At 64.6% G+C, this 21,905-nt stretch carries 20 protein-coding genes and 3 tRNA genes; 13 read left to right on the forward strand and 10 right to left on the reverse strand.

What is annotated here, in order from left to right; genetic code table 11:
- Positions 1 to 175: 175 nt before the first annotated feature.
- Both AC1D14_RS03445 and AC1D14_RS03450 read left to right on the forward strand, forming a co-directional pair.
- On the forward strand, positions 176 to 355 hold the full coding sequence (locus AC1D14_RS03445; RefSeq protein WP_230120396.1) for a universal stress protein: 180 nt from the start codon (positions 176 to 178) through the stop codon (positions 353 to 355).
- Between the two features lie 172 nt (positions 356 to 527).
- A complete protein-coding gene (locus AC1D14_RS03450; protein WP_230120395.1) occupies positions 528 to 1,904 on the forward strand; it encodes an MFS transporter in 1,377 nt (458 codons plus the stop codon).
- A gap of 312 nt (positions 1,905 to 2,216) precedes the next feature.
- On the opposite strand, the gene AC1D14_RS03455 is transcribed toward AC1D14_RS03450, so the two are convergent.
- A tRNA-Leu gene (locus tag AC1D14_RS03455) sits at positions 2,217 to 2,299 on the reverse strand.
- Between the two features lie 387 nt (positions 2,300 to 2,686).
- Here AC1D14_RS03455 and AC1D14_RS03460 point away from each other — a divergent pair.
- Genes AC1D14_RS03460 through pknB form a run of 7 tightly spaced genes read left to right on the forward strand, consistent with a single transcriptional unit; the run spans position 2,687 to position 12,443 of the window.
- Positions 2,687 to 3,430, forward strand: coding sequence for an FhaA domain-containing protein (locus AC1D14_RS03460; RefSeq protein WP_230120394.1), 744 nt, complete (start codon positions 2,687 to 2,689; stop codon positions 3,428 to 3,430).
- The gene (locus AC1D14_RS03465; RefSeq protein ID WP_230120393.1) at positions 3,427 to 3,909 is read left to right on the forward strand and encodes an FHA domain-containing protein FhaB/FipA; all 483 of its coding nucleotides are present in this window, start codon (positions 3,427 to 3,429) and stop codon (positions 3,907 to 3,909) included. The genes AC1D14_RS03460 and AC1D14_RS03465 overlap by 4 nt, the downstream gene beginning before the upstream one ends.
- Positions 3,910 to 3,911: 2 nt before the next feature.
- Positions 3,912 to 5,741 (forward strand): protein phosphatase 2C domain-containing protein, encoded by a 1,830-nt coding sequence (locus AC1D14_RS03470; protein WP_230120392.1) that lies wholly within the window; start codon positions 3,912 to 3,914, stop codon positions 5,739 to 5,741.
- Positions 5,738 to 7,198, forward strand: a complete 1,461-nt coding sequence (locus AC1D14_RS03475) for an FtsW/RodA/SpoVE family cell cycle protein (RefSeq protein ID WP_230120391.1) — start codon at positions 5,738 to 5,740, stop codon at positions 7,196 to 7,198. The genes AC1D14_RS03470 and AC1D14_RS03475 overlap by 4 nt, the downstream gene beginning before the upstream one ends.
- Positions 7,195 to 8,649 (forward strand): peptidoglycan D,D-transpeptidase FtsI family protein, encoded by a 1,455-nt coding sequence (locus AC1D14_RS03480; protein WP_230120390.1) that lies wholly within the window; start codon positions 7,195 to 7,197, stop codon positions 8,647 to 8,649. Before AC1D14_RS03475 ends, AC1D14_RS03480 begins: the two co-directional genes overlap by 4 nt.
- On the forward strand, positions 8,646 to 10,493 hold the full coding sequence (locus AC1D14_RS03485) for a protein kinase domain-containing protein (RefSeq protein WP_476881206.1): 1,848 nt from the start codon (positions 8,646 to 8,648) through the stop codon (positions 10,491 to 10,493). Before AC1D14_RS03480 ends, AC1D14_RS03485 begins: the two co-directional genes overlap by 4 nt.
- Before the next feature lie 3 nt (positions 10,494 to 10,496).
- The gene (gene pknB, locus AC1D14_RS03490; RefSeq protein ID WP_476968057.1) at positions 10,497 to 12,443 is read left to right on the forward strand and encodes a Stk1 family PASTA domain-containing Ser/Thr kinase; all 1,947 of its coding nucleotides are present in this window, start codon (positions 10,497 to 10,499) and stop codon (positions 12,441 to 12,443) included.
- Between the two features lie 125 nt (positions 12,444 to 12,568).
- Here pknB and AC1D14_RS03495 read toward each other — a convergent pair whose 3' ends face one another.
- Positions 12,569 to 13,210 (reverse strand): anthranilate synthase component II, encoded by a 642-nt coding sequence (locus AC1D14_RS03495; protein WP_230120387.1) that lies wholly within the window; start codon positions 13,208 to 13,210, stop codon positions 12,569 to 12,571.
- 170 nt (positions 13,211 to 13,380) lie between these two features.
- On the reverse strand, positions 13,381 to 14,166 hold the full coding sequence (locus AC1D14_RS03500; protein WP_230120385.1) for a class E sortase: 786 nt from the start codon (positions 14,164 to 14,166) through the stop codon (positions 13,381 to 13,383).
- A gap of 175 nt (positions 14,167 to 14,341) precedes the next feature.
- On the opposite strand from AC1D14_RS03500, the gene AC1D14_RS03505 reads away from it, so the two are divergent.
- Positions 14,342 to 14,596: a cell division protein CrgA gene (locus AC1D14_RS03505; protein WP_230120383.1), complete on the forward strand. Its 255-nt coding sequence runs from the start codon at positions 14,342 to 14,344 to the stop codon at positions 14,594 to 14,596.
- Between the two features lie 16 nt (positions 14,597 to 14,612).
- Positions 14,613 to 15,206: a DNA-3-methyladenine glycosylase I gene (locus AC1D14_RS03510; RefSeq protein ID WP_230120381.1), complete on the forward strand. Its 594-nt coding sequence runs from the start codon at positions 14,613 to 14,615 to the stop codon at positions 15,204 to 15,206.
- Between the two features lie 215 nt (positions 15,207 to 15,421).
- Here AC1D14_RS03510 and AC1D14_RS03515 read toward each other — a convergent pair whose 3' ends face one another.
- The 3 genes from AC1D14_RS03515 to AC1D14_RS03525 all read right to left on the reverse strand — a co-directional run bounded on the left by AC1D14_RS03515 (position 15,422) and on the right by AC1D14_RS03525 (position 18,157).
- On the reverse strand, positions 15,422 to 15,889 hold the full coding sequence (locus AC1D14_RS03515; RefSeq protein ID WP_230120380.1) for a carboxymuconolactone decarboxylase family protein: 468 nt from the start codon (positions 15,887 to 15,889) through the stop codon (positions 15,422 to 15,424).
- Between the two features lie 836 nt (positions 15,890 to 16,725).
- Positions 16,726 to 17,604, reverse strand: coding sequence for a rhomboid family intramembrane serine protease (locus AC1D14_RS03520; RefSeq protein ID WP_230119112.1), 879 nt, complete (start codon positions 17,602 to 17,604; stop codon positions 16,726 to 16,728).
- A gap of 7 nt (positions 17,605 to 17,611) precedes the next feature.
- Positions 17,612 to 18,157, reverse strand: a complete 546-nt coding sequence (locus AC1D14_RS03525) for a peptidylprolyl isomerase (RefSeq protein WP_230119113.1) — start codon at positions 18,155 to 18,157, stop codon at positions 17,612 to 17,614.
- A gap of 156 nt (positions 18,158 to 18,313) precedes the next feature.
- On the opposite strand from AC1D14_RS03525, the gene AC1D14_RS03530 reads away from it, so the two are divergent.
- The gene (locus tag AC1D14_RS03530; protein ID WP_230119114.1) at positions 18,314 to 19,270 is read left to right on the forward strand and encodes a hypothetical protein; all 957 of its coding nucleotides are present in this window, start codon (positions 18,314 to 18,316) and stop codon (positions 19,268 to 19,270) included.
- Positions 19,271 to 19,429: 159 nt separating this feature from the next.
- The gene (locus AC1D14_RS03535; protein ID WP_230119115.1) at positions 19,430 to 20,302 is read left to right on the forward strand and encodes a glycosyltransferase family 2 protein; all 873 of its coding nucleotides are present in this window, start codon (positions 19,430 to 19,432) and stop codon (positions 20,300 to 20,302) included.
- Positions 20,303 to 20,396: 94 nt separating this feature from the next.
- On the opposite strand, the gene AC1D14_RS03540 is transcribed toward AC1D14_RS03535, so the two are convergent.
- The 4 genes from AC1D14_RS03540 to AC1D14_RS03555 all read right to left on the reverse strand — a co-directional run bounded on the left by AC1D14_RS03540 (position 20,397) and on the right by AC1D14_RS03555 (position 21,888).
- Positions 20,397 to 21,320 carry a DMT family transporter gene (locus tag AC1D14_RS03540; RefSeq protein WP_230119116.1) on the reverse strand — a complete coding sequence of 308 codons (924 nt, stop codon included), beginning with the start codon at positions 21,318 to 21,320 and terminating at the stop codon, positions 20,397 to 20,399.
- A 171-nt stretch (positions 21,321 to 21,491) separates the two neighbouring features.
- Positions 21,492 to 21,567: transfer RNA gene (locus AC1D14_RS03545), tRNA-Ala, on the reverse strand.
- 72 nt (positions 21,568 to 21,639) lie between these two features.
- A complete protein-coding gene (locus AC1D14_RS03550) occupies positions 21,640 to 21,762 on the reverse strand; it encodes a DLW-39 family protein (protein ID WP_354962153.1) in 123 nt (40 codons plus the stop codon).
- A gap of 52 nt (positions 21,763 to 21,814) precedes the next feature.
- Positions 21,815 to 21,888 (reverse strand) — tRNA-Ile (locus tag AC1D14_RS03555).
- Positions 21,889 to 21,905: the final 17 nt, after the last annotated feature.

Consider the following 21,905-nt stretch of genomic DNA (forward strand, 5'->3'; position numbering starts at 1 on the left):
GGCCGTGCGGCCCTCAGTGCCGCCATCGAGGAGGCTGCACTACGAGGGACCGCGCTGCAGATCATGGGCCCGGACGCGGGCGAAGTGTCCGCCGAGGCGGAGTCGGACATCCGCGCCGCCATCGCCGCGGCAGCGGCAGCGGGTGTGCAGGCCTCACTGCGCCCCAGCGAAGGCAATGACGCTGGACCGCATGATCGACGCCTCCTACGAGGAGGGTGTCGAGCTGACAGTGATCGGGGTCCGGCGGCGCTCCCCGGTGGGGAAGCTCTTCCTGGGCAGCACTGCCCAGCGGGTCATCCTGGAAGCTGGCTGCCCGGTCACGGCAGTAAAAGCAGACGTCGGCCCGCGCATCTGAGCCAGGGGGCTGCACAGTGCCCTGGAGGTATCAAGCAATGCAAAATATGTGTTGGACGTGCATCACTGCGGTTGAATAAAGTCGAGGGGAAGCTGTGGCGGGGACCACAAAGGCCGGCCTCCCGGCCGCCCCCGCAGCGTAGGCTTGTTGATCTATCAAAGAGGATTTTCCCATGCAGTCTGTAGACACCGCTGTCACGGATCTGGCTTCGGCCACGAAGAAATTTTTCCGGCGAGTGCTGCCCATCATGCTGGTCATGCTCGTCTGTAACCAGCTGAACCGCTCCAACATCGGCTACGCCCAGGATCACCTGCAGGCGGACGTCGGAATCGGTGCCGCGGCCTACGGCTTTGGAGCCGGGCTGTTCTTCATCGCCTACGCCATCTTCGAACTTCCCAGCAACGTGATGATGGAGAAGTTCGGTGCCAAGATTTGGCTCACCCGGATCATGATCAGCTGGGGCATCGTCTCTTTCCTGATGGTGTTTGTTCAGAACGAGACCATGTTCTACGTTCTGCGGTTCCTGCTGGGCGCAGCCGAAGCCGGGTTCTTTCCCGCGGTCATTTTCTACTTCGCCCGCTGGGTGCCGGCCGGCCAGCGGGGCAAGGCCACCGCCGTCTTCATCGCGGGATCGTCAGTCGCCGCGGCGCTGTCCGGCCCGATCGCTGGAGTGCTTCTCAGCCTCCACGATGTCGCGGGCCTGCGCGGCTGGCAATGGCTGTTCGGCTTCGAGGGACTGCTGTCCGTCACGGTCGGGATGGCCGTATTCTTCGTCCTCGACGCCAGGATCCAAGATGCCAAATGGCTCACGGCAGGGGAAAAATCCGCACTCGCCGGCGCCATTGACCGTGAGGATGCCCAGCACTCAGCCGGAAGCGGCGACAAGGTCAACCGCTGGAAGATGCTCCTGAATCCGCAGATTCTCCTGCTTTGCGGCATCTACTTCTCCGTGCAGCTCTCCATCTACGCCAACACCTTCTGGCTTCCCAGCATCGTCAAGCAGATCCCCGGCACCACCGACTTGAGCGTCGGCTTCCTTTCGGCCATACCCTGGGTCTGCGCCGTCTTCGCCATGTACTTCGCCGCCAAATGGCAGGACAAAGCCAAATCCAAGCGTCCCCTGCTCGTGGTTGCCCTGCTCGTTGCAGCCGTGGGAACGTTTGCGGCAGCCGTCGCCACCCCGGTTCTGGCGCTGGTATTCCTGGCCGTCGCCGCCATGGGCTTCAAGAGCGCCTCGCCGCTTTTCTGGACCATCCCCCAGTCCGGTCTGCACCCGCTGGTCCTCGCCCCCGCCATCGCCATCATCAACTCCCTGGGCAATCTGGGCGGATTCGTGGCCCCGTTTGGATTCGGCATCATCAAGGAACAGACCGGAAGCGTGGTACCGGGACTCTTCGCCCTGGCCGCCGCCTCCACGGTGGCTGCCGGCCTCGTCTACTTCCTGAAGGAACGCAAGGCCGCCAACTCCCCGGACGGAACTGAGGCCCGGCCTGAAGGGGAAACCCCCGTTGAGGCGAATGCCCGGCCGAAGGTCGCCGTCAACAAATAATCGGTCAACAAATAATCGTTCAACCAAACCCTCAATCGGACCGGGTCCGGCAGCTCTGCTGCCGGGCCCGTAGGTCTAGAGTGACCCGCTGGCCGCCGTCTGGCCGGAGCCAAGAGACTCGCGATCGATCTGAGGCGTACACGTTACGAGAACGGCTGCTGAAACCCCAGCCACGCCTACCGTCCGGCAGCGGCGGCTCCGTCGTAGAGGCAAGGCCTACGGCTCCGCAGACGAGCCAGCCGCAGACCAGCCACAGACCGTTGTGGCAAAAAAGAAACCCCGGTCCGAAGACCGGGGTTTTCCTTGATTGCGTGCGCGAGGGGGGATTTGAACCCCCACGCCCTTTCGGACACTGGCACCTGAAGCCAGCGCGTCTGCCGTTCCGCCACTCGCGCGCATCTTCTTCCATTCGATTCCAGCTCCGAATCCCGGAGTTGCAACCTCGTAAAAGCAGCGAGATCAAGCATAACGGACAATCACGGCAAAATGCCAATCGGCCGTTTTGGGGCCGTCAAACCACCTGCGGACGCGCGCGTGATCCGCCCTTGTTCCTCCGCCGAACGCAGAGCATGCCCGCGTGATCACAGCAACACCGGGCGTTCGTGAATGAACGAATCGAGCGTCCGGCGCGTTGTGGATTAAGGTCATTCACAGGGGTGGCAAGTAGTATCGGATGTATAGGCGCCCGCTTCCCGGCGGGCTCACTGTTCTGTTATGACCTGCATTACCAGATGAGTTCCACGAGGTGTGCCGCCCAGCGGCTGCAAGGAAAGGAGAGGACCATGGGTTTGCTTGACAAAGTCGAGCGCGGCATCGAGAAGGCCGTCCGCGGCGTCTTCTCCACCGGTTCCAAGGCCCAGGTTGAGCCCGTGGAAATCGCCAGCCGGCTCCGCCGCGAGGTGGACCACAAGGCCATCACGATTGCCGCCGGCCGAACCCTGGCACCCAACGTCTTCGACGTGCTGCTCAGCGATGACGACTTCCAGCGGGCCCAGGAATGGGGCACGCCCCTGGCCGAGGAACTCTGCGATGTGGTGATCAACCACGTCCGCAGCCAGGGCTACACGCTGCAGGGTCCGGTCCGCATCTCGTTCCGTCGCGATGAAGCCCACCGTCCGGGAGACTTCGAAATTACCTCCAAGACCGAAAAGGCTTCCGGCCCGGCTGCCGCGGCCCCGCTGCGCGCCAACGTTCCGGCTGCGCCCAGCCGCCAGCCCGTCCGCCTGCAGCCCGTCCTGGACATCGACGGCCAGCGGTATTCACTCAACGCGCCCTCAATCGTCCTTGGCCGTTCATCAGAAGCTGACATTCTCGTGGACGACACCGGAGTCTCCCGCCGCCACCTGGAAATCCAAACAGCCGGCGGCACCACCACGGCCGTAGATCTGGGTTCCACCAACGGCAGCTACGTCAACGGACACAAAGTGGCCGGCAGCATGGAGCTCACCGACGGCTCCACCATCACGATGGGACGGACCAAAATCATTTTCCGCCTCCTGCCGGCCAACGCTGGCGGCCGCCCATGAGCGAACTGACCATCACGGCCCTGCGTTTCGGTTTCCTGCTCCTTCTCTGGGTTCTGATCTTCAGCATCGTCTCTGCTATGCGCCGCGACCTCATGATCGGCCGCAAGGCCGCCACGGGCGTCCCCACGGCCAGGCAGGTCCGCAAGAACCCCGACCTTGCCGAGCCGGCTCCTACGCCGGTGAAGCAGCAGGCCCGCCAGCTGGTGGTGACGGAAGGCCCGCTCAAGGGCCGGACCGTCCCCCTGGCTGCCAGCCCAATCTTGCTGGGCAGAGCCCAGGAAGCCACCCTGGTGCTGGAGGACGATTACGCCTCCGGCAGGCATGCACGGCTTTTCCCGCAGGGAAGCCGCTGGTTCATTGAGGACCTCGGCTCCACGAACGGCACCTATCTGGCCGACCAGCAGCTCACCCGGGCCCTCCCAGTGGACCTCGGCGTACCCGTGAGAATCGGCAAGACGGTCATCGAATTGAGGCCATAGCCATGGCCGCTCCGGACATCCCCGCGGAGAAGGCGCCAGCCTCGCCGCGTCCCCTGATTCTGCGCTACGCCGCGCGCTCCGACGTCGGCCGTATCCGCGCGAAAAACGACGACTCCGCCTACGTAGGCCGGCACTTGGCCGTCGTGGCCGACGGCATGGGCGGGCACGCCGGAGGTGACGTCGCCTCCGCGGCGACCGTCCTGGACATGATCCACTTGGATACGGACGAGTACGAGGGCGACGCCGGAACCGTCCTCGCCGACGAAATCCAGACGGCCAACTCGCTGCTGTCCGAACTCGTCCACATCAATCCCAAACTGGCCGGCATGGGCACTACCGTGACGGCCCTGCTGCTCGCGGAGGGCAAGCTGCACTTCGCCCATATCGGCGATTCGCGAGCGTACCGGCTCCGGGACGGCGAGTTCAAACAGATCAGCATTGACCATACGTTCGTCCAGCGCCTGATCGATGAAGGCCGCCTCCGCCCCGAGGAAGCCGAAACCCACCCGCACAAGAACGTCCTGATGCGCGTCCTCGGAGACGTCGATGCAAGCCCCGAGCTGGACCTGGACACGCTGGACGTTCAGCCCGGCGAACGCTGGCTGCTCTGCTCCGACGGCCTGAACTATGTGGCCGGCCACGTCGTGGAACGGACAGTCCGGGAAACCAAGGACATGCGCGAATGCGTGGAAACGCTTGTCGATCTCACCCTGGAGGCCGGCGCCCCGGACAACGTCACCGTCGTCATGGTCGAAATTGCCGAGGAAACGGACGACGACGTCAAGACAGCCGCCGTCGAAATCGTTCCTCCCGCTGAACTGACCGGCGAAAAGCCGGCTGCAGCCGCCGGTGCGGTTGCCGCCGCGGCCACGGCCGATTCTGTGGAGCAGCCCGGTGAAGCGGCGCCGGTAACGGCGTCCGCCCCCGCCCCGGGCACCCCCCGGGCGTCCGAACCTTCGGCTCCGGACACCGCCGACCAGGCAGACGCCGCCGGCACCGCGGACACCGCGGACACCGCGGACACCGCGGACACCGCGGACACCGCGGACACCGGCCAGGATGCCGGCGAAGAGCCTACAACCACCACGGACCCCCATCTGGGCGAACATCTCTCGGCAGAGGTGCTGCGGCAGGAGCTGTCCTCACGACCCCACCTCCTCGTTGGAGCGGCCGTCGCGGCGGCCGAAACTGGCTCCATCCCCACCATCGCTGGGCGCACCGTCGCACGCCGGGCGGCTACAGTCCTGACCCACAAAGCCGAACAGGCGCGCGACGAAGCCGCCGAATTGGGCCCGGAACGGCGGCCTCGCCGGTGGATCACCATGGGCATCGCGGCCGCAGCGCTCGTGGCCCTCGCGGTGGGGCTCTGGCTGGGATACGCCTGGACGCAGACGCGCTATTACATTGGCGAATTCGACCAGCGGGTGGCGATTTTTAATGGCGTCTCGCAGCGCCTTGGCCCGCTCCAGCTGTCCACCCTTGAGGCCGTAACCGACATACGGATGGATTCACTGCCCCAGTTCTCCCAGCAGCGCGTGCGCCAGACGGTGCCTGCACGCGATCTCTACGACGCCCAGCGCATCGTTAAGAACCTCGAGCGCACGGGCAGCACCGCACCGTCGGATGAGTGCCTGACCCAATCACCGACTTCCACCGCTGCCGGCTCCCCGTCTCCGAAACCCCCTACCGCCACGGCCTCTCCCAAACCCACGGCATCTGCCTCCAAGCGTCCGACCGCGACGGCCAGCCCCAAGCCGACGGCATCTCCAACAGCCACCGCCGGCGCCTCCGCAGTGCCATCTCCAACCGCAACCTGTGAGGGTGGCCAATGACCCACGCCGACACAATCCCGAAGCCACGCCGCAACGTCGAGTTGCTGCTGCTCGTACTGGCACTTGGCGTGAGCATCGGCGCCAACGCGCTGATCAGCATCGACGAGCAGACCGCTTTTGACACGGATTTCTGGTTCCAATCCAGCCTGCTGGCGATTGCGGCCCTGGTTTTCCATGTGGTCCTGCGGCTCCGTGCAAAGTATGCCGATCCGGTAATACTTCCACTTGTGATCGCACTCAACGGCCTCGGCCTGGCAATGATCCACCGCCTGGACGCGCCGGGGGAAGACACCGGCAACAACCAGATGAGGTGGACCCTCATCGCCATGGCCGTCGCGATTGCCGTGATCTGGCTGCTCAAGGACCACCGGGTCCTGCGCCGCTTTACGTACATCTCCCTTGCAGTGAGTGCACTGCTGCTGATCCTGCCGCTGGTGCCCGGCATTTCCGCCGGCGAAATCCTGGGCGCCCGCGTCTGGATCCGCCTCGGCCCCATGACGTTCCAGCCCGGCGAGGTCGCGAAGATCACCCTGGCTATATTCTTCGCTGGCTACCTTTCCTCGAACCGCGACCTGATCATGCTGGCGGGCCGGAAAATCGGTCCGCTGCAGTTCCCGCGGTTCAAGGACATGGGACCAATGATCACCGCCTGGCTGGTCAGCATCGGCGTGTTGATCTTCCAGCGCGACCTCGGATCCTCCCTGCTGTTCTTCGGACTGTTCATTGTGATGATCTACGTGGCCACAAGCAGAATCAGCTGGGTGGTCATCGGCCTCGCACTCATCCTGGGTGGCGGCTTTGTGGCGTCCAAGGTCTTTTCCCACGTCGCACTCCGCATCGACGCCTGGCTCAATGCATTTACCGAGGAAGTCTTCGGCCGGTCCCCGGGCGGCAGCGGCCAGATCGTCGAAGGCCTCTTCGGCATGGCCAGCGGCGGACTCGTGGGCACCGGGCTTGGCCAGGGACGTCCCAACCTGGTTCCCTTTGCGAACAGCGACATGATCATCGCATCCTTCGGTGAAGAGCTTGGCCTGATTGGGCTGTTCGCCATCGTCATGATGTACCTCCTCCTCTTCACCCGCGGCTTCCGGGCGGCCCTCGGCACGCGGGACGCCTTTGGCAAGCTGCTGGCGTGCGGCCTGTCCTTCGCGGTGGCCCTGCAGTGCTTTGTGGTCATCGGCGGCGTCACGCGGCTCATCCCCCTGACGGGCCTGACCACACCTTTCCTTGCCGCGGGAGGTTCTTCCCTCCTCGCGAACTGGATCATCGTGGGCCTCCTGCTGATGATTTCGCACACTGCGCGCGGCCCCGTGGACACCACGCCAATGCAGCCGGGCAAAACCCCGGAGGCACAGACAACGGCGCAGCAGCCCGCTCCCGTTGCTGGCGGACGGCCCGGCAGGAATGCCACCCAGACCCTTCCTGACGCTCCCACCGAGGCGGTGAAACACCTGTGAACCAGGCCATTCGACATTCATGGATCGCCGCGATCGCCATGTTCGCCCTGATCTTCGGTGCGCTCAGCTATGTCCAGGTGGTTGGGGCCGACGAGCTCAAGGCCAACGCTTGGAACAAGCGTGCCATTCTCCAGAACTACTGCAACGACCGCGGCGCGATCCTCGTTGGCGGCACGGCCATCGCAGAGTCCGTTGAGGGAAACGAGACCTGCAAGTTCCAGCGGACCTACACACAGCCCGAGCTCTACGCGGGGCTCACAGGCTACTTCTCGAAGAACTACGGCGTGACCGGCCTCGAGCGCGCCATGGACGCCCAGCTCGCCGGCAGTTCGGACCAGCTCTTCCTGGACCGCATCGGGCAGCTGTTCCTGGGCAACCAGCCGAAGGGTGCCTCCGTGGAACTAACCATCGACCCCAAGATCCAGAAGCTGGCGTATGACCTCATCCCGGACGGCCAGCGCGGATCGATCGTGGTCACGGACCCCAAGACTGGCAACATCCTGGCCATGGTCAGCAAGCCGTCATACAACCCCAACCTCATCGCCACCCAGGACGCGGCCAAGGAGCAGGCAAGCTACAACGAGGTCATCAAGGTTCCCGGCGTCAACCTGAACCAGTCAGTCAGCGGCCCCACGGGCGCCCTCCTGGCACCGGGGTCGGTCTTCAAACTCGTGGACACCGCGGCAGCGTTGGGCTCGGGCAAATACAACGCGGACAGCGAACTGCCGAATCCGGCCGAAATGTCGTTCCCGGGCATCCAGTACCGCCTGCCCAACTATGCCGGCGGCAACTGCTACACCCGGAACACCGCCAACTTCGCGTTTGCGCTCCAGCAGTCCTGCAACACACCGTTTGCGAGCATCGCCCAGAAACTCGGTGAGGACGCGATCGCCGAGCAGGCGGCTAAGTTCGGCTTCGGCCAGGAACTGGGCGACCAGCTCAAGCTCGACTATGCCAAGAGCATCTTCCCGCGGGACCTGGACGCGGCCGGGCTGGCGCAGTCCGCCATCGGGCAGCGCGACGTCCGCGCCACGCCGCTGCAGATCGCGCTGATGACCTCGGCCATCGCCAACGGCGGCGTGCAGATGGCACCCAACCTGATCAAGGCCGTACGGTCCCCAGACCTGCGCGTCCTCGAAGAACCGAAGCCTGTTCCGCTGCGGACCTCCACCACGCCGGAGATAGCCGGCCAGATCACTGACTGGATGACCAGCGTGGTGAGTGAAGGAATCGCGGGCGGGGCGGCCGTCCCCGGTGTCGAAGTTGCCGGTAAGACGGGCACCGCAGAGCTGGGAACCGGCTTGAACAACTCCTGGTTTACCGGGTTTGCCCCGGCTAAGGACCCGCGGGTGTCTGTCACCATCGTCATGCAAGGCGTTGACATCACCACCGGCGCACAGCTAACCAGTCCGAACGCAAAGAAGATTTTTGAGGCGGTGTTGAATAAGTGAGGCCTACATCGGGAATCACCCTCGGCGGCAGATTCCAGTTGACCACGCGTATTGCGATCGGCGGCATGGGCGAAGTCTGGAAAGCCAAGGACCTTATCCTCGGCCGCATCGTGGCCATCAAAGTGCTCAAGGAGGAGTACACGGGAGACCCTGGCTTCCTCCAGAGATTCCGTGCGGAGGCCCGCCACACCGCGCTGCTAAACCACGTGGGCATCGCCAATGTTTTTGACTACGGCGAGGAGGAGGGGTCCGCCTACCTGGTCATGGAGCTGGTCCCCGGCCAGCCGCTGAGCAGCATCATCGAACACGAGCAGGTCCTCTCGCCGGACCGCACTCTGTCCATGATGGCCCAGACCGCACGTGCGCTGTCGGTTGCCCATGCCCAAGGCCTGGTGCACCGCGACATCAAGCCGGGCAACCTGCTGATCACACCCGACGGACGGGTCAAGGTGACGGACTTCGGCATCGCCCGCCTTGCGGACCAGGTCCCGCTGACGCAGACCGGCCAGGTGATGGGTACCGCCCAGTACCTCGCCCCGGAACAGGCCACCGGCCAGACGGCCACGGGCGCTTCCGACATCTACTCGCTCGGCGTTATCGGTTACGAGTGCCTCACGGGCCACCGGCCGTTCTCCGGCGAGTCCCAGATCGCCATCGCCTTGGCTCAGGTGAACGATGCCCCGCCGCCCCTGCCGGACACCCTGCCAAAGCCGGTCCGGGCGCTCCTGATGTCCATGCTCGCCAAGGATCCGAAGAACCGGCCGGCCAACGCCATCAAACTTTCCGAAGCCGCCGAAGCCATCCGCAACGGAGACATTTCGGCAGCCCACGCCGCCGTTCCCGGCATGCTGCTTTATGAGGCAGCCACCGGCCCCATCACGGCCCCGGTCAAGATGCACACGGCGCCCACCGGAGTCATTGGCTCCGAGAAGAACTCAACGACGGCGACCTCCGCCCTGCCGGTGCTCGGCGCCGCAGCCGCGGGTGCTGCAGCCGCGGGCGCAGCTGGCGCAGCAGGCGAGGGAACGCCCACCCGTGCCGGCAGCACCCTTTCGCGGGCTGACGCCCTGGCCGCCGAACGCAGCTGGGTCCAGGAAGAGGAACAGTACGACGACGAGCCTGCCGATGAGCCCGAACGTCGCAAGCGCAGCCCGTGGACCTGGCCGCTGATCGCCCTGATCCTGCTGGTTCTGTTCGCCGTCGTCGGCATCCTCCTGAGCCAAGCCGGCATTCTTTTCCCGTCGCAGGCGCCTGCGGGCACCACCTCGAGTTCGCCAAGCCGGACAACCTCCACGAGCGCCAGCCCGACGCCTTCCGCGACATCGGCAACGCCCACGCCCACGACCCCCTCGCCAACGCCCACGCCCACGGAAACCACCCCGGAGGCCATCAACCTGATTCCCGACGCCTACCTGGGACAGCAGTACAGCAAGGTGCGCAGCGACCTGATCGCGCTCGGGCTGCAGGTGAACGGCGTCCCGGTCGCCGATCCCGCTGCTCCCGGCACCGTCACGGACATCAATCCGTCCGGCCCGGTTCCGGCGGGTGAAACGATCAAGGTCACGTATTCCAAGGGTCCGGAGCAGATCGTAGTACCGGATATCAGCGCCGGCAGCAGCGAGGCCGAGGTACAGAGCGCCATCGAAAAGGCCGGGCTGCGCTGGCAAAAGGGAGATGATGTCGAGGGTGATCCGGGACAGGAGCCCGGTACGTTTGTCAGCTCTGATCCGGGCGCCGGCAAGAAGGTCGACGCCGGTTCCGTGGTGACGTACCACCTCGCCAAAGCCCTGATTCCCTCACCCTCGGCCACGGTCACTCCCAGTGCCCCTCCGACCGGGCGGTAAGCCGTGACCACGCCGCCAAGAACGCCGTCGCACCGGGAGGACAGCCTCCCGGTGACAGCCCAGCGCGTCCTCAGCGGACGCTATGAGCTCGGCGAGCTCATAGGACGAGGTGGCATGGCGGACGTGCACCGTGGCATCGACACCCGGCTCGGGCGGACGGTGGCCATCAAGCTGCTGCGTCCGGATCTGGCACGGGACCCGCAGTTCCAGGCGAGATTCAAGCGCGAGGCGCAGGCAGTTGCCGCCCTGAACCACCCGTCGATCGTGGCTATCTACGACACGGGTGACCACGCAGTCCCCGGGGATGCCCACGACCAGATCCGGGTTCCCTACATCGTGATGGAATTCGTCGCCGGGCAAACCCTCAGGGACCTCATCCGGTCCAAGGACATCACCATTAACCAGGCCATCAGCTACACCCTCGGCGTACTGTCCGCGCTGGAGTATAGCCACAAAGCCGGCATCGTGCACCGGGACATCAAGCCTGCCAACGTGATGTTCTGCGAGAGCTCGAACATGGTCAAGGTCATGGACTTCGGCATCGCACGGGCCATGGCCGACTCCGCCGCCACCATGACCCAGACGCAGGCCGTGGTGGGCACGGCCCAGTACCTCTCGCCAGAGCAGGCGCGCGGCGAGACCGTGGATGCCCGGAGCGACCTTTATTCCGCGGCCTGCCTGCTGTTCGAAATGCTGACCGGGCGTCCGCCGTTCGTCGGCGAGAGCCCCGTTTCCGTGGCGTACCAGCATGTGCGCGAAATCCCGGAACCGGCCAGCAGCCTGAATCCCGAGGTTTCCGAAGCACTGGACAGCGTCCTCGCAAAGGCCCTGCAGAAGAACCGCGCCGACCGTTTCCAGGACGCGGCGGCCTTCCGGCGCGCGCTCCGTGCAGCCAAAAACGGTGTCGCGGTGCCTGGCCTGTCAGCCAGCGAGGCGCCGACCGACCCCAACGACCATGTTCCCGAACCGCACCGCAATCCTCCCACCGCGGCCTTTTCCATGACCGGCGCCAGCTTCCTTGACGATGCCCCCGGAGGCCGGCTCAGGCCTGCTTACGATGACGCAGGCGACGCCGTGCTTCCCGCGGAGGCCGCCGCGGTGTACGAGACCGCAGAGCAGGACGAACTTCCCTTGGGCCTGCCCCGCGAACGGGAGCGTACGGGCGTACAGAAGTCCCGCCGTCGGGCCTGGACCGCCACCTTTGTCATCTTTACCCTCCTGGTGCTGGCCGGCGGCGGGCTATGGCTGTACAACGTGATGAACCAGCCTCCGGCCGAGCCGGTCAAGGTTTCTGTCCCGTCTGTGGAGGCCCGCACAGAAACTGAAGCCCTTCAGTTGCTGTACGACGCCCGGCTGCGGCCCCAGATCAAGCGTGTGCAGCATGACACGATCGCCAAGGGCACGGCCATTGGAACCGTGCCCGCGGCCGGTTCATCGCTTGAGCCGGACTCGGACGTGACCCTCAACATTTCCGCCGGACCAAGCGCGGTGAAGGTCCCGGAAGCACTGCCTGGGCGGACGGAAGCGGCGGCCCGCGACATCCTGAGACAGGCCGGATTGGTGGGGGCACCGTCCACCACCATGGCCAACAGCGCCACGGTAGCGGGAGGCCTGGTGATCACTACCAAGCCGGCTCCGGGCCAGCAGGTGGCCGTCGGGAGCACCGTGGAAATTGTGGTCTCCACGGGCAAGGTGGCCATGCCCGAACTCCGAGGAATGACCCGCGCCGAAGCGGAGGCCGCGCTGAAGGCCCTGGGCTTGCCGGCCGTCATCAACGAAGTGGAGAACTCCCAGGTGGTTCCGGGCAAGGTGACCGGGCAGAGCGATCCCCTCAATTCCCTGGTAGAGCAGGGTAAGGCGATCACCGTTACGGTTTCCAAGGCTCCGGCGCCGAAGCCCACCCCGACGCCAACACCGAGCAGCACCGGCACGGCGAAGCCCAAGCCTTAGGGCTTCGACTCAGGCGTCAGCTCAGTGGCCGCCAGCTACGTGACCGGCACGCGCACCTGCCCCGCGTGGCCGGCACCTGCCCCGCGTGGCCGGCACCCGCCGGCGCCGGAGTCCTCTGCCGGGTTCTAGTGCTGGATGAGCGGGCTGAGCTTGGCCGCGCGTGCGGCCGCGCCCGCCATGCCCAGTGACTCGAGCCAGTTTCCCAGCATCTGGTAGCCGCCCTCGGTAAGGACCGATTCCGGATGGAACTGCACGCCGCACAGAGGGGCGGTGCGGTGCTGCAACCCCATGACGACGCCGGTGGCGGTCTCGGCAGTGATTTCGAGGATGTCCGGAATGGACTCCCGCACGGCGGCCAGTGAGTGGTAGCGCGTCGCGGTGACGGGGGAGGGCAGGCCTGCGAAGACGCTGGCGCCCTGGTGCTGGACCAGGGACGTCTTGCCGTGCATCAGTTCCGGCGCGTGCGTCACAATGCCGCCGTAGGCCTCGGCGAGGGCCTGATGGCCCAGGCAAACGCCGAACATGGCTTTGCTGTTGTCCCCGCACCACTTGATCAGCTCGATGCAGACGCCCGCCTCCGACGGTGCGCCCGGACCGGGCGAGATGAGTACGCCGTCGCGCGTTTCAGCCATTTCGATCGCTTCGGCGAGCGTCACGTCGTCATTGCGGACCACCGTGGTCTCGGCGCCCAGTTCCTGGAGGTAGCCCACCAGGGTGTAGACGAAGCTGTCGTAATTGTCCACGACGAGGATCTTGGTTGTGCTCATGGGTTACTTGCCGCACCAATCGTTGAGTCGGTGAATTGTGTGAACTGGGACATCCAGGGGAACAGGAACTCGACCATCAGGAACAGTGTCCCGGCGATCAGCGCCACTGACGTGAGGATGCGCAGCCAAAGCGGGCCCGGCAGGTGCCGGAATATCCAACCGTACAAGTCTCAGCCTTCCCCTCGTGCGCGTGCCACTTGGGCGGCAATCTCGGCAGGCGGTCCTGCGGATGCGGGCTGCCAGCGTTCCATCACGGAGTACGCAATGATCCGTTCCTGCGAACCGAAGCGGGGGTTGCAGCTGGTCATGGTCAGGAATCTTTCTGTGGGCCTGACCCCGGGCTTCGAGGGCACGGGGAGCAAGACGTCAACGTTGGAGGGCATCACGATCCGGTTGTTACGGAAGACGTAAACGTAGTAGCCGTCGCGCGTCTGGACATAAATCTTGTCACCCGGTACGAGGGTGTGGATATTGTCCAGGACGGCACCGTGCGTCTGGCGGTGTCCGGCCACGGCAAAGTTGCCTACGGCACCGGGCATGGCCGTTCCGCCGTAGTGGCCCAGGCCGAGGGTGTCCAGCACATCCGCCGTGGTGCCCTCGACGATGGGACGGGTGTAGGTTTCGCCAAACCTGGGAATGTACATGATGCCGATGGTGCCGCCGTGGCCGGGAGCCTGGGCAACTGCCGGTGCGCCGTAGTTCTTCTGCCCTGCCGGCGCCTCCGCGCTGGGCGCCGGCGTTACGGGTCCACCAAGGTCGCGGGTGAAGTCCTTGACCGCCGCGCTTTGCTTGGCATCGGATTCCACGTTGGTCCACCACAACTGCCAGGCGACGAAGAGCAGGAGCACAATGCCCACCGTAATCAGCAGCTCGCCAATGATCTGCACGGCCTTTCGCAGGATCACGACGCCGGCTGCCGGCTTGGCAGGGGCGATCACCTTTTCCTGCAGTACCACGCGTTCTCCTCAAAGGCGGTTGCGGTGGGCGCTGGTGTGGCCTGAACTACAGCTAGAATTGGCTGCTAGTAAGACTTCAGACTTGACCAGGAGCGCGCAGGCCGCCGGCAATATTCCTCTGAGCAGGATATCAAGCCGGGTCGCCGTTCTTGATTCAGCCCGCCAAGGAGGACATGTGCCCGAGTCAAAGCCACGTAAGAAGACCGCCCGCGCGGCCGAGCCGGTCTCTGCAACACAGACGTACAAGCCGAACCCTGTGTGGTTCAAGCCGGTCATGTTCGGTCTCATGATCATCGGGCTGCTGTGGATCATCACGTTTTACATCAGTGAAGGAAAGCTCCCTGTTGGCGACTGGGGATCCTGGAACATCGTGGCCGGATTCGGCATCGCGATCGTGGGCTTCCTGATGACCACCCGCTGGCGTTCCTGAACACCACGCAGCAGCCATGACCGAAGGCATCATCGTCGGCGACGACGGCCTCGCCCGTCCGTTGTGGGCCTCCGTCGATCCCCTGATGCGCGAGTACTACGACACAGAATGGGGTCTGCCCGTACGTGACGAGCAGGGCCTCTACGAGCGCATCAGCCTGGAGGCGTTTCAAGCTGGCCTGTCCTGGGCCACCATCCTGCGCAAGCGGCCCGCTTTCCGTGCGGCTTTCGCCAACTTCCACCCCGAGACCGTAGCCGCGTTCACCGAGACCGATGTCGAACGGCTGCAGCAGGATACCGGGATCGTGCGCAACAGGCTGAAGATCCGCGCCGCCATCACCAACGCCCAAGCCACCATTGAGCTGCGTAACAAGGGCGGACTGGTGGACTTTGTCTGGGGATTCCAGCCCACCTCGACTCCTGCCCCTTCGACGCACGCCGATGTGCCCACCCGGTCTCCGGAGTCCATAGCCCTGTCCAAGGCGCTGAGGAAAGAGGGATTCGCCTTCGTGGGGCCAACTACGATGTTCGCCCTCATGGAAGCCGTCGGGATGGTGGACACACACCTCATTGACAGTCACCGCCGAGGCACCTCCGGGGTCTGGTTGTAGCCGGGCCGGCTCTCTCAGTTTCGCTGCTTCACGGCCGAGCGCGCGTGCACACGTGTTGGTAAAGATATCCACAGTGTTGATAACCCAAGCGCCCACATTCGCAGCAAGCGCACGCCATGGCTGTTCAGCCACTAGCCGATCCGCGCGAACGACAGCTCAAGTTATTAACAATTGTGGAAAGGCTGTGGATAAAGGCCTGGTCGCGTCCGTCCGGCTTACTGCGTCTTCCGACGGACGGGGTGCCGGCTCGTGATGGACACGCGGTTGAACGCATTCATCGTGATGGCCAGCCAGCTCACCGCCGAATACTGCTCGGCCGTCAGGTGGTCGCGCGCGTAGCCGTCCTCCAGGTCCCGGGTGTGCGTATCGGGAAGGGCCGTGATGCTCTCTGCAAGGGCCAGGGCGGCCCGCTCGGTCCCGTCGAACAGGTCCGTGTCGCGCCAGGCGGGGAGAACAGCCAGACGCTGGCTTGATTCGCCTCCCTTGAGGGCGTCAGCCACGTGCATGTCCAGGCAGTACGCGCAACCGTTGAGCTGGGACGTGCGGACGTTGAGCAGTTCTACGAGTTTGGGGTCCAGCCCGGCTTCAAGGGCGGCTTCCCGCACCTTCAGCCCCAGCCCATTGAGGGCACGCCAAGACGCAGGGTGGTATTTGTCCAAGTAGATATGTTCAGTGGTGCTCATGGCGTACTCCTCGAAGAATCGGGCCGCCGCACGGAGCCGGCGGACTTGTGAGGCGGGCTGGCGATTAGTCCGAGACTACACGCGGACGGGGTGCGCTTATCCACTTAACAACAGGCGACTACCCACAGGTTATCCACAGGTGGGGATAACCTGTGGGACGGCGCGGACGGATTTACCGGGATGTAGGCCTCAGAACGGCACTCCAACGTTGAACTACATGGCTGGAAGTTATTAACACTGTGAATAAGCCTGTTGAAAATTCCTGCTGTGCACAGCCAAGGCTCCCGGCTGCCTTGCCCCTGGCTTGGCAGCGGCAGGCGCCCTGGAGCTACCCACCCGGTACAGGCACCGGTACAGCTGTGGATTGGCCCCTGTCCGCCACTTATTCGCGGAATAGTTGTCCACTTAACCACAGGGCCTTCCTGAGTACTTATCCACAATTGTGGACCCAGCGGACGGCCCAGTCCGAAGATCCGCCAGTCCGGGCGGATTTCTAGACACGTCCGACAGAACTACAGCTGTGTAAGTTACCAACAGTGTGGATAACCCCTGTGGAAAACTCGGCAGCGATAGCAGCAGGGTGCGGAGCCCGAACGAAGGAGGGTCGAGAGTCGACCACGTGGGAAGTCCGTTCGCTTGCGGGAAGCGGGTGACGGTCTGGGAGGCGACCAGGCAGCCGCACGCGCAGTTGTCGGCGCTCAAAACGGCGCAAGCCTGCCTGGACGGGCAGGTCCATAGCAGCAGCGACGGGGCTCCTATGCAGAACGCCCGCGCCCAACGTGGGTGCAGGCGTTCTGGGCGGGGCGGGTGGAGAGGGGAGAGAGCGGTGGCGGGGGTCAGGCCGTGATGACGCGGTACCAGGAGACCGCTACCAGGAGTGCCAGAACAATGGCCAGCCCGGCCAACTGGATGAGGTGCTGGCGGGGTCCGCGGGGTGCGTAGGCGATGACAGCCGCGCACAGCGCACCGGTGATCAGGCCGCCAAGGTGGGCCTGCCAGGCGATCTGCGGGACCATGAATCCGATAACGCCGTTGATGGCGATGAGCACCCAGAGTTGCCTGGTGTCGCCGCCGCGGTGGCGCTGCACCACGAGCATGGCGCCGAAGAGCCCGAAGATGGCCCCCGAAGCACCCACGACCCCCACCGGGCCGCCCTCCGGAAGAATAGGCGTCAGGAGCAGGTACCCCACGGATCCACCGAGTGCGGAGAGGAGATAGACAGCGAGGAACCGGATCCTGCCCAGCAATGGTTCGAGGGCCTGGCCAAAGATCCATAGCGTGTACATGTTCAGCAGGATGTGGAGCAGGAAGCCCTGGGAATGCAAAAAGGCCGACGTGATCATTCGCCACGGCTGGAATACGCCAAACTCGGGGGTGGCATAGACGGAGGCGTAGGCAAGCGTCCGGAACACGGCGCTTCCCGGAATCACCCACTGCAGGACGTACAGCAGCGCGCACACGGCGATTATCCCGAACGTCACCACCGGTTTCCCGGTGGCCACGGCGCCGCCGTAGACCGTCCGGACTGCCGGCGTCGTACGTTTTGTTTCGTTGACGCAGTCAACGCACTGGAATCCGACGGCGGCCGCCCGCTGGCACTCTGGGCATGCGGGACGCCCGCAGCGCTGGCAGCTCACATAGGAGGGCCGGTCCGGGTGCCTGGGGCACACGGGTACCTGCGCGGACGGCTCTGCCGACGGAATTCCGTAACTCATGGTGGGGTTAGAGCTGCTCGATATCGATGCTGTTGATCTTTACGTCTTCAACCGGGCGGTCGCCCATACCGGTGCGGACAGCCTCAATGGCGTCCACCACCTTCCGGGACTCGTCGTCTGCAACTTCGCCGAAGATGCTGTGCTTGCCCTGCAGCCAGTCAGTGGGGATGGTGGTGATGAAGAACTGGGAGCCGTTGGTGCCCTTGCCCATCTGCAGGCCGGCGTTGGCCATGGCCAGCTTGTAGGGGGCGTTGAAGCTCAACTCGGGGTGGATCTCGTCGTCAAACCGGTAGCCGGGTCCGCCGGTGCCGCGGCCCAGGGGATCGCCCGCCTGGATCATGAAGTCCTTGATGATGCGGTGGAAAATGGTGCCGTCGTACAGCGGCGTGCCGGACTTGTCTTCGCCGCTCTCCGGGTGCGTCCACGGCTGTTCGCCCGTGGCCAGTCCAATGAAGTTCTTAACAGTCTTCGGCGCGTGGTTGCCGAAGAGGTTCACGACGATGTCGCCGAGGCTTGTGTGGATGGTTGCTTTTGCAGTTGCTGTGGCAGTCATACGGTCATTCTTTCACGGCGGGTCAACGCGGGACGGGGCCTGAAACGCAGTTCCGCGCTGGGTGAAATCCGCTCTGAATCCGCCTGAACGATAGCAGGGCAGCTCATCCGCAACGTAGGCTAACTGCAGAACCGTCACATTAATCGGGAGGTAGTTGTGAAGAAATCGGATCGTATTGCCCGTGAACTGGAATTGTCGGTCAGTTCCGCAGTAGAGAACGCAAAAGACCGGATGGAAGCTGCAGTGGACTGGGCTGTACCCCGGCTGCAGCATGGCATCGACACCGCTTCCCCCAAGATCCAGGAAGGGCTCAAGTCGGCAGCCCACAACCTGGCTGGCGGAGTTGCCACCGTGACGCCCCGCCTCCAGGACGGACTGTCGCAGCTGGCGCCCAGGATTCACGACGCCGTTGAGGGCGCGACGCCGAGGCTGCACGAGGCCCTGGACCGGGCCACGCCTGTTATCAACCAGGCCCGTGACCGCGTGGTAGTGGAATACCTTCCGCGTCTCTCGGACCAGATCGGCACGGCGTCGGAAGTGGTCCACCGGACGCTGGAGGGCGCACCGGCCCGGGTGGACGCCGTAGCACAGAGGCTTGGCGACGTCGGTATCATCCACTCCCTCCAGGAGCAGGCACAGGTTGCCGGCAGCCAGTTGAAGTCGGCAGCCTCCGAGGCAAGCCGGGCAGTGACCGGCAAGCCGCTGATCCAGCCGGAGAAGCCCAAAAAGCGCGGTCTCCTGATCGTCGGTGTGATCGCAGCTGCGGTCGCAGCCGGTGTCGCGGCGTGGAAGGCTTCCAAACCGGTGGAGGACCCGTGGAAGACCCCGGCCCCCGTTACACCGGCACCGTCCACCACAGCGCCTTCCGCCCCTGTGGCCGAGACGCCGGCGCCCGTAGCCGCCGCCACGGTGAACGAATCGGCACCCGGATCCGACGCCGCACCGCTGGCCCCTGCCTCCGCAGAGGACAGCGACAACGCAGCTGACAAGGCCAAGCACGTGGCCGAGGATGCAGACGCCGACGCCGGTGCTGTCGCCTCCGATGCGAAGACGGCCGTCAAGAACATTGCGGCCAACATCGACAACGGCGCGGACAAACCGGCCGACAAGTAAACAATCTCCACGCCCACCGGGCGTGCGGTTAGAGGGGTTCCGCCTGGTGCGGGGCCCCTCCAGTCATTTATGGCCAGGTTGCTTGGACCGCTGGAACCTTTTGTGGGTCCGGCTGCGTAGGCCGCGGAAAGAAAATCGATCGGTGCTAAGTTTGAGGTGATGTCACCCGATAGATCCGCCGAGGATTCCTTGCACGACGCTCAGCTGCCGGGCGTATCAATCGTCATACCGGCATATAACGAGGAAAGCGTCATCCGGCAGTGCCTCATCGCGGCCGTTTACCAGTCCGTTCCGGCGCACGAGATTATCGTGGTGGACAACATGTCCAAGGACCGGACTGCGGACATCGTCCTGCAGATGCAGCAGGAATACCCGGAGAGCCCCATCATCCTGCTTCGTCAGGACGCGAGCCAGGGCCTCATCCCCACACGGAACTTCGGCCTCGACCACGCCACCGGTGAAATCCTGGGCCGGATCGATGCCGACTCGGTGGTGGAACCGGACTGGGTGGAGCAGGTCCAGAAAGCGTTCGCGGACCAGTCCACGCAGGCTGCCACGGGACCGGTCGTCTACTACGACATGCCCATGCGGCGTTTCGGCCTCAAGGCCGATGACAAGATGCGCCAACTGATGCTCAAGCTGGCAAAGCACCAATACCACTTTCTGTTTGGCTCCAACATGGCGCTGCGGCGTTCTGCCTGGGAGATCATCCGCGGCGAGACCTGCCGGGATGAGAAGGACGAGATGCATGAAGACATTGATCTCTCCCTCCACCTGGCCGACCACGACCTGCGGGTCCAGTACTGGCCGCAGATGGTCTCTGGAATGTCCGCCCGGCGGCTCGAGGACTCACCCCGTGACTACCGCTACTACGTGACCCGCTTTGACCGCACATATAAGGCCCACAACGTCAAGAAAATGGCCCTCAAGGCCCCTATGGTGGTCTTCTTCTCCGTGTACTTCCCTGCGAAGCTCCTGCGAGCCATTCACACGGTCAACACCAGCCAGCCAGCCCGCCGCGGCGGACAGTAGTCTCAGCGCTGGAAGCCGGCCCTTAGCGCCGGCCCAGGCGCCGCGGCTCCGTCAAACAGCTTCAGCGCCTGCCGGGGGCGGGAAACTTTCCCCCTCAGTCCGTCCCCAGCTCCGCCAAGGGCCGCTCCTGCGGTGTTTTGCCCCGCCCGGCTTTGCCGGTGCGCTGACCTGTGACGACGACGGCGAGCCCCACCAGGATCAGTGCAAGGCCGCCATACGTACCGGCGGGCAGGGTCTCGTTCAGAAAGATGGCCGCAAGCAGTGCTGCGCCGGGAATCTCAAGCAGGATGATCATTGAGACGAGCAGTGGACTCATGGTTGCCAGCAGGTAGTTGAAGGCGGTGTGCCCCACCAGCTGCGCACAAACGGTGATGGCTACGATCCCCAGCCAGCCGCCGGCGTCGAACCCCAGGAGCGGCTGCCTGGTGATGAGCGCCAGCAGCGCCACCAGCGCCGCGCACATGCCGTAGCAGAGCGTGGTGTAGGTTCCCGTTGTCATGCTCTGCCGGGCACGGCCCCCGGCCAGCGTATAAACCCCTGCGAGGAGCCCGCCAGCTACCGCCAGGAGGTCGCCGAGCAGCGCCTCGGGCGATGCGCCCATGTCAAAGCCCGTAATGGCGACGACGCCGCCGAAAGCGATGCCGAGCCCCACGAGGACCTGCCACCGGTGCCTCACGCCGCGGAGCATCTGTATGACGGCGATCCAGGCGGACTGGAGGCAGACCAAGGCGGTTGCCGCAGCAACCGATGTCAGCTGCAGGGAGGTAATGAAGCAGGCGAAATGCAACGCGAGGGCCGAAGCCGCCACGAGCGACCAGCGGAACTCCCGGCCCGTGATGTGGCCGAACTGCCGCGGTTCCCTGATCAGGGTGGGTGTGGCCACGACCGCAGCACCTATCGCGTTGCGCCAGAAGGCGATAGCGAGGGCACTGACCGTGGTTGCACCGAGTGTCGCAGCGATGAGGGGCCCGGAGGAGGCCACCCCCAGTACGCCCAGGGCCGCGAGGAAGAAGTTCACGACTCCACAGTAGTGTGCCCGGGCGGCCCTCCGATTCGGCCAATACGGGCCGCTCGCCGCCCTGTGGCAAGGTCCGAAGGGCCAGATCCCTGTGGCAAGGTCCGCCGGGCGGGGCTACGGCAACCCGCTAAACAAAAAAGTCCCGGCCATCTCTGGCCGGGACTTTCCTTATGGTGGAGGCACGGGGACTCGAACCCCGAACCCCCTGCTTGCAAAGCAGGTGCGCTACCAATTGCGCCATGCCCCCATAAGAAGCAACCCGTCAATCATACCCTAGTTCCGGAGGCCGTCTGACCAGCCTCCGTACCGGGGATCCGGACTATTCAACCGTATCGGTTGACTTACTCCAGACCGTTTTCCGGGCCTCGGATTCCTGCACTTTCCTGTAGAGCAGGACGCCTGCGATCGCAGCTGCAAATGCCAGCAACTTCTTCACACGCACCCCGTTCCGGTCAGTCTTACCTGATCCTTTACTTGAACCTGTGCAGGTTCCGTGGGCGTACCAGGACTTGAACCTGGGACCTCTTCGTTATCAGCGAAGCGCTCTAACCGCCTGAGCTATACGCCCCGATGCCTCATCGGGCC

The organism is Arthrobacter sp. P1_B11, assembly GCF_056406715.1.